Consider the following 3,564-nt stretch of genomic DNA (forward strand, 5'->3'; position numbering starts at 1 on the left):
GGCCACGCCACCCCATCCTCAAGAAGCAATGTCGCCGCAAAACGCGGCGACCTCTACTTTGCCACCGTACAGCAATGCGGAGCCGATAACAGGCGTTCAGCGACTACTCAGCTGCGGTCACTGACCGCGTCGCGGCCGCGGTCGTTCGTTGGCGAATCCTCGGACCAGGTGCGCCCGCACAAAGTCGGCGACGACATCGGGGTTGTCCATGTCCAGTGTCGATGACGGTGTGCTGAACAGCGAGAACAGTGGGTGTATGTGCCGTTTGGCACCGGGTGGTACGGGTACTTCATGCCTCGACTGGCCGAGCGACCGGCCAATCCGACGTTTCTTATGCGGCCGCTGGTAGAACGTCGCCGAGGCCTTCGCGCCCAACTTGCACCCGCAACAGCGAGTGCGGAAGTCCCTCGGTAATAGGGCCAAAGGTCCCTGTTTACCGCTTGCGTCGGCTCCTACTAGATGGCCTTGGCTCTTGTCAGTATGGCGAAATGCGAAGCCAACACCACGACTGGGTCTCGCCGCCCTCGCTCGACCCGGAAGAGGCTGCAGATCGCTTGCTGCGTGATTTGCGCAGCAACCGCAAAGGCCTGTCGGGCAGTGAGGCAGAGCGGCGCCTGCTGCAGTACGGGCCGAATGTGCTGCAGCGGCACGGGGGCCCGCAGTGGCCGCGCGCATTGGCGCGCCAGCTGACCCATCCGTTGGCACTCCTGCTATGGCTGGCGGCGGGACTATTGGTGATCGTCGGCTCGCACGTGGTAGCGACCGCGGTGGTGTTGATCATCATGTTGAACGCCGGGTTCTCCTTCGTACAGGAGCTACAGGCTGAGCGAGCCGTGGAAGCGCTGGCCAAATATCTGCCGCAACGGGCCAAAGTCGAACGTGACGGCGTCGTCACCGAAATCGACGCGTCGCAGTTGGTGCCCGGTGACATTGTGGTCATCGAGGAGGGGGATCGCGTCGCTGCCGACGTCCGACTGCTGGCCGGCGCTATCGAGATGGATATGTCGGCGCTGACCGGCGAATCGGTGCCGGTGCTGCGTTCGGCTGCGATGGTCGATGTGAATGTGCCGTTGCTGAGTGCACACGATTTGGTATTCAGCGGAACCAACTGCACCGGCGGGCAGGCTCGGGGACTCGCGTTCGCTACCGGGATGGGCACCGAGATCGGCCGAATTGCTGCCCTGTCCGAACGCGTCAAGCCTGATCCCAGCCCATTGGAGGTTCAAGTCAGGCGGGCGGCCTGGCTGATCGCCGCCGTATCGGTGATGCTCGGGTTGTCGTTCATCCCGGTGGCCACCCTTGCGGCCCACCTGACCCTGATCAATTCGTTGATCTTCGCCGCAGGGCTGCTGGCCGGCATGGTGCCCGAGGGATTGTTGCCGGTGATCACCCTTGCGTTGGCGGTAGCGGTGCGGGAGTTGGCGAGTCGTGGCGCGCTTGTGAAGCGACTCTCGGCTGTGGAAACCCTCGGGTCCACGGACGTGATCTGCACCGATAAGACTGGCACGCTTACCCAAAACCGCATGACGCCCGTCGCCGTGTGGACGGCCGCCGGCCAAACTGACATCGATCCCGAGCATCCCGACAGCCTCACGGACACTCCGCCGTGGTCTTCACCACTTGGATCACTCGGCCGCATTGCAGCGCGCTGCAACAATGCCCGATTAGACGGCCCCGCGGGCGCCGTCGGTGATCCCACCGAGATCGCAGTGCTCACAGCCGCCCGGATTCTCGGGGCCGAAACCGACGTCGCAAGACGAGAAGCTAACCGGCGCTGGCAATTTCATTTCGACCCTGAGTTGAAGCTGATGTCGACGATCGACCGGTCCGACGACGGGGCCCCCGTCGTGCATACCAAAGGGGCACCGGAGGCGCTGTTGACGCGGTGCGGCCACATCCTTGACGCTGATGGTCAATCGGTACCCTTCGACCCATCGCAACGACGCCAGGTCGAAGATGCGGTCAACGCCTTTGCCGCGCAGGGCTTGCGCGTGCTCGGCTTCGCTCAGCGTCAGCTACCTCTGAAAAAGCGGCCGCCTCACGGTCGGGCTACCGCCGAGCAGGATTTGTGCTTTGTCGGGTTGATTGCGATGCTCGATCCTCCGAGGGCAGGCGTCGTCGAGGCCGTCGGGAAATGCCGGACTGCGGGCATCCGCATCATTATGATCACGGGCGATCACCCGCTGACCGCCGCCGCCATCGCAGAGCGGATCGGCATCACTGGCTCACAGCCGAAGGTTGTCACCGCCGAGGACTTTGAGCAACTCGATGAGAAGCAGCTCGCAGAACTCATCCGTGAGCAGCCAGAGGTGATCTTTGCCCGTGCCTCGCCCGAGGCCAAGCTGCATATTGCCGAGGCGCTGCGCAGCGACGGCCATGTCGTCGCGATGACCGGCGACGGCGTCAACGATGCGCCGGCGCTGCGCCGTGCCGACATCGGTGTGGCGATGGGGCTCTCGGGGACCGATGTCGCGCGTGAAGCGGCGACGATGGTCCTCACCAACGATGACTTCGGTTCGATTGTGACCGCGGTGGAGGCTGGTCGCCGCATCTACGACAACGTACGCAAATTCATCGTCTACATCTTTGCGCACGCTGTCCCGGAGGTGGTTCCGTTCTTGTTGTTCGCGCTAAGTGGCGGCGCCATCCCATTGCCTCTCACGATCCTGCAGCTTTTGGCGTTCGACGTCGGCAGCGAAACACTGCCGGCGCTGTCGCTCAGTCGCGACCCAGCCGAGCCGGGCATCATGCAACGTCCGCCGCGACCCCGAGATGAAGGAGTCATCCGCGTCCCGATGCTGTTGCGCGCGTGGCTTTTTCTCGGGATGATGGTCGCCGGTCTGGCAGCGGCTGGCTACTTCTACGTTCTGCTCAAAGCAGGATGGCGGCCCGGCGTATCGGTCGACGCGGGCACACCGTTGTATCACGCTTATCGGCAAGCGACCACCATGACGTTTCTCGGCATGATCACCGGTCAGATCGGTACAGCGTTCGCGGTGCGAACACAGCGGGCTTCGCTCTGGTCGGTGGGGGTCTTCAGCAACCGATACCTGCTGGGCGGCGTCGCCGCAGAGATCGCCCTGGCCGCTCTATTCGTGTACGTCCCGCTCGCGCAATCAGTCCTGGAAACGGAGGCTCCGGCGCCCAGCGATCTGCTGGTGCTGTTGCCCTTTCCGTTTGTCGTGTGGGGCGCCGACGAATTCCGTCGGTATCTACTACGCCGCTGGCGCAAGCGTTTCCGCGCGCAGCGACGGTAGACCGGTTTCCCGGTGACCGACCAACGGCCTTCTGCAGCAGGGACTTTCTCCTCTGCTTTCGCGCGCCGCTGAGTGGTCGGATCAAGGGTAAGTCGGCTTTGTAAGGAGTGTGCTATGGCGGTGGTAGCGATCAATGGTCTGGGCCGGATCGGTCGGGCTACGCTGAAAGTCTTGACCGAGATCGACGACATCCGGGTCGCGGCCGTCAACGATGTCGTCCCCGTCGACGATCTGGCTTACTTACTGCGGTATGACAGCGTCTACGGCCGCTACCCCCGGCCGGTGTCCGTCGATAACAACGCCCTGG

2 protein-coding genes and 2 pseudogenes are annotated in these 3,564 nt (G+C 63.6%); 3 read left to right on the forward strand and 1 reads right to left on the reverse strand.

Features of this window, described 5'->3' with window-relative positions; translation table 11 throughout:
- Positions 1–117: 117 nt before the first annotated feature.
- Positions 118–252: pseudogene (locus VKI00_RS17335) on the reverse strand (TetR/AcrR family transcriptional regulator); the annotation flags it as partial.
- Here VKI00_RS17335 and VKI00_RS17340 point away from each other — a divergent pair.
- The 3 genes and pseudogenes from VKI00_RS17340 to VKI00_RS17350 form a co-directional block, all read left to right on the forward strand.
- Positions 253–414: pseudogene (locus VKI00_RS17340) on the forward strand (hypothetical protein); the annotation flags it as partial.
- Positions 415–488: 74 nt separating this feature from the next.
- Positions 489–3,257, forward strand: coding sequence for a cation-transporting P-type ATPase (locus VKI00_RS17345; RefSeq protein WP_324439484.1), 2,769 nt, complete (start codon positions 489–491; stop codon positions 3,255–3,257).
- A gap of 114 nt (positions 3,258–3,371) precedes the next feature.
- A partial coding sequence (locus tag VKI00_RS17350; protein WP_324439486.1) for a glyceraldehyde 3-phosphate dehydrogenase NAD-binding domain-containing protein occupies positions 3,372–3,564 on the forward strand: 193 nt, incomplete at its 3' end.

Origin of the sequence: Mycobacterium sp. (genome assembly GCF_035314665.1) — a bacterium.
Lineage (GTDB): Bacteria > Actinomycetota > Actinomycetes > Mycobacteriales > Mycobacteriaceae > Mycobacterium.